3 protein-coding genes are annotated in these 3,132 nt (G+C 47.1%); all 3 read right to left on the bottom strand.

Annotation, left to right across the window (positions count from 1 at the left end; genetic code table 11):
• Window positions 1-571 (bottom strand): SIS domain-containing protein (locus QVA83_RS16365; RefSeq protein WP_287498690.1); only part of this gene is annotated, 571 nt, incomplete at its 3' end.
• Complete coding sequence (locus QVA83_RS16360) at window positions 568-1,473, bottom strand: glucosamine kinase nucleotide-binding domain-containing protein (protein ID WP_287498689.1); 906 nt, start codon at window positions 1,471-1,473, stop codon at window positions 568-570. The genes QVA83_RS16360 and QVA83_RS16365, both read right to left, overlap by 4 nt.
• An 85-nt stretch (window positions 1,474-1,558) precedes the next feature.
• Window positions 1,559-3,132, bottom strand: a 1,574-nt coding sequence (locus QVA83_RS16355; protein WP_287498688.1) for a family 20 glycosylhydrolase, incomplete at its 5' end; no start/stop codon positions are given.

Genomic DNA, 3,132 nt, shown 5'->3' with positions numbered 1-3,132 from the left:
GCGCATTGATTACCGCTTCTAGCTGCGAAGGCACGGCTTTTAGCGCATTAAATAGCGAGGTATTTTCGCTCCAACGGGCACACAAATGGAGAAGCGCCGACAGCGTTGCTAAAAAGCTCTTAGTAGCCGCAACCGCCTTTTCTTCCCCGGCAGATAAAGGAATAACGGCATCAGCCAGCTCGGCTAATGGCGACGTTTCATCATTCACGAAGGCAACCGTAAACGCCCCGCCGTTTTTGGCCGACTCGGTTTGCTTTAGTATGTCTGGGCTACGACCAGATTGAGAGATGATAAAAGCTACCGCCCCCTTCAAATTCAATTGGGGTTTGAATATGCCTGCTATTGAAAGGGCGGCACTGCACACAGGAATACCCATTTCGGTTTCAAAGAGATATTTTCCAAACACGCCGACATGATCTGACGAGCCGCGACCAATAATATAAATCAAGTTAGGGTTTAATTGCTGTAACCTACCCGCTAACTGACTGATCGCTTCATCATTCTTATCTAACTGCTGTGCAATAACTGACGGAAACTCTCTGGCTTCTTTTGCCATTATAGATAAACTCATTTCTCACCTTCTTTGTGATTAAACGCGGCTTTTGCATGATAAATAGCACCTTGCTGCGGCGTAGCTTTACAGGGTACTAAACGCGCTTTGATGGATTCTGAAAAATAGGCTGAATAAACATTGCTAAGCCCACCTATCATGGCTAAACAATGGTTGTGATCTGCAAGAAGTCGCTTTGCCATACGCTCAATGTAAACGGCACCCTCTTCAAAAAGTGCGGTAACCTTGTTTTGCTTTGTGTATAGCAAAGGCAGCATACGTTCTACCAAGGCGGCATAGTGATGGGTGTTAAATTCCGCACATTTCGCTACGATTTCTTGGGTACATGATGATTGCAGGGCGTTACACACTTCTGCTGCAAGTTCATCCTTTTCTTCCAACTCATCTAAACACAATAGCGTGTGCTGCACTGCCTTTAAGCCTAGCCAAGCCCCACTGGCTTTGTCGCCGATAGGAAAACCGTGCCCACCAACATCTTGAAAAGATTCACCTTGCCACATGGTGCCCGATGAACCCGTACCAATAATTATCGCTGCTCCCGGGTTTCCGTTATGTGCGCCAACGCATGCGGCGTGTAAATCGCTTAACACGTGTAGCGAATGAAACGGGTGCTGCCATTGTTCAAACTGTTGCTTCGCAGACTCAATGTTCGCGCCAGCTAGACCTGCGCCCACCACGCACTGCGACAGCGAAATTTGCTCAAATGTGTTGGCGTTCCCCGCATTCGAAATAGCGATATTAATCGCATCTACTATCGACGCTTTAGCTAAATCGCTATTGCGCATAATATTGGCGGGGCCACTTACGCCCTCACCCAAGACATTTCCGTCAACGTCTTCTAATCGTGCTCGGCACTTGGTGCCACCACCGTCTATGCCAATAAAAAATAAATCAGAGCTCATTTAAACATCTCAGTATAGATAAATGCATAGATGCACTTGGTAAAAACATGACAACGCTGTCATTTTAACCAATAAAAACAGGCGCTTACAGCTGCACCTGTCGACTCATTTGCTGTGTTCCCGCAATTCTAGCGCGAACAGTTGCGTTCCCCTTCACTTCAACAGGAGCGGTAAAGGTTTCCCACTTATTATCTGAAGTTAAGTACTCCATCGTAAGGCCAGACACTGGCTTTATATGTAACTTACCATTGTTAATTACCGCTGCTGGCGTAGGTACACGCACATTCACTCCCTGCTGCACTAGCGCGGGTGCATGGCGGTTGAATAACGCTAACTCAAACGCTTGCCAGTCGCTTGCCTGCAGGTTTACTAAACCGCCTTTTTTATGAATTGCTTTCGCGTTTTGTTGCCATGGAGCGTAGTGCCAAGCCCGTTCAGCCAAGGCCAATAGTCGGGGAAACACCATATATTCCACGGCGTCTTGATTCACGGTGACTTCCGACCATAGCTGCCCCTGAATACCGATTACTGATGATGTGTCGGCCTCAGCAGAACTGCTGTAACTGTGGCCCATACGGTCGGTCCATACATCGGCATGAAGCGGCAGCTGTTCGGGCATAAACGAAAATACTTTTTCCGTATCGGTTGCCCGTGAGCCCCAGTAATAGCCAGGCTCATAAGGATTGCTTTGGTAAGGAAAGTCAAAATAAAGCACGTCTGGAAACGAGAGTACTACCGGAATATTTTCCTTGGCGAAATGCGATACTGTTTTCTCTCCACCCGCAGCAAGAAGATGCCAAACGTTGGTATAAGCGCTGCTGTTATCCAGTGTATTTACGGCTTTTTCCATGCCATCGCTCCAGCCACCAATTGCTATATTGTGCTTTTGCGCAATTTTCTGCACTTCGGTAACAAACGCTGGCAGTATTTCATCTGCTTTTTGACCTTTAGCAGCGCACACAGGGGATTTCACCCAAGCACCGGCGGTTTCATCGGCGCCAACATGGAAATGCGTCAGCGGAACGTTGGCCTTTTCATGCAGTGATTTCACAGCAGTAAGTACGGTTTCGATAAAATGATAGCTGCTATCTAAACAGGGGTTTATGGTGTTATCTGAATAGAATTGAACGCTTTCATATTGGGTTTTATCTTCTTTATCTACCAATAAAAACTCATTTGCAGCATCTAAGTCACCCTCTGCCATAAGCCGCTTGTAGCGCGCATTCATAGCAACAATTGCTGCGCGGGCATGGCCAGGCATATCAAGCGACGGAATAACTTCAATGCCGCGCGCATGCGCCATTGTTAAAATTTCAATGTAATCTTGCTGCGTAAGAAAGCCGTTACCTGTAGCACTTTTAAAAGGTCCGCTTCCCAGCTGAGGCAGCAAGCACTGTGTTTCAGACAAATCGTGGCATCGAAACGCACCAATTTTGGTAAGTTCGGGCAATGCATCGATAGCTAATCTCCAGCCCTCGTCATCACTTAGGTGTAGGTGTAGCTTATTGAGCTTATAGGTAAACATTTGGCGAACAACAGATTCAATCGCGGCTTTTCCCGGAAAGTGTCGAGCAATATCTAAGTGCATTCCGCGAAATTCGAATCGTGGCGAGTCTGCAATTTCAGTGATAGGAAAGCGGCCTTGCTGCGCATCAAATA

The organism is Alteromonas sp. AO-Serp (genome assembly GCF_017849675.1).
In the GTDB taxonomy this organism is placed as follows: Bacteria; Pseudomonadota; Gammaproteobacteria; order Enterobacterales; family Alteromonadaceae; genus Alteromonas; species Alteromonas macleodii.
The sequence above is the reverse complement of the archived record's forward strand: the minus strand, read 5'-3'. Positions and strand labels throughout refer to the sequence as shown.

What these genes read in the sequence shown, in the direction of transcription:
- QVA83_RS16360 (WP_287498689.1), bottom strand. Translation starts at nt 1,473, where the DNA reads ATGAGCTCTGATTTATTTTTTATTGGCATAGACGGTGGTGGCACCAAG.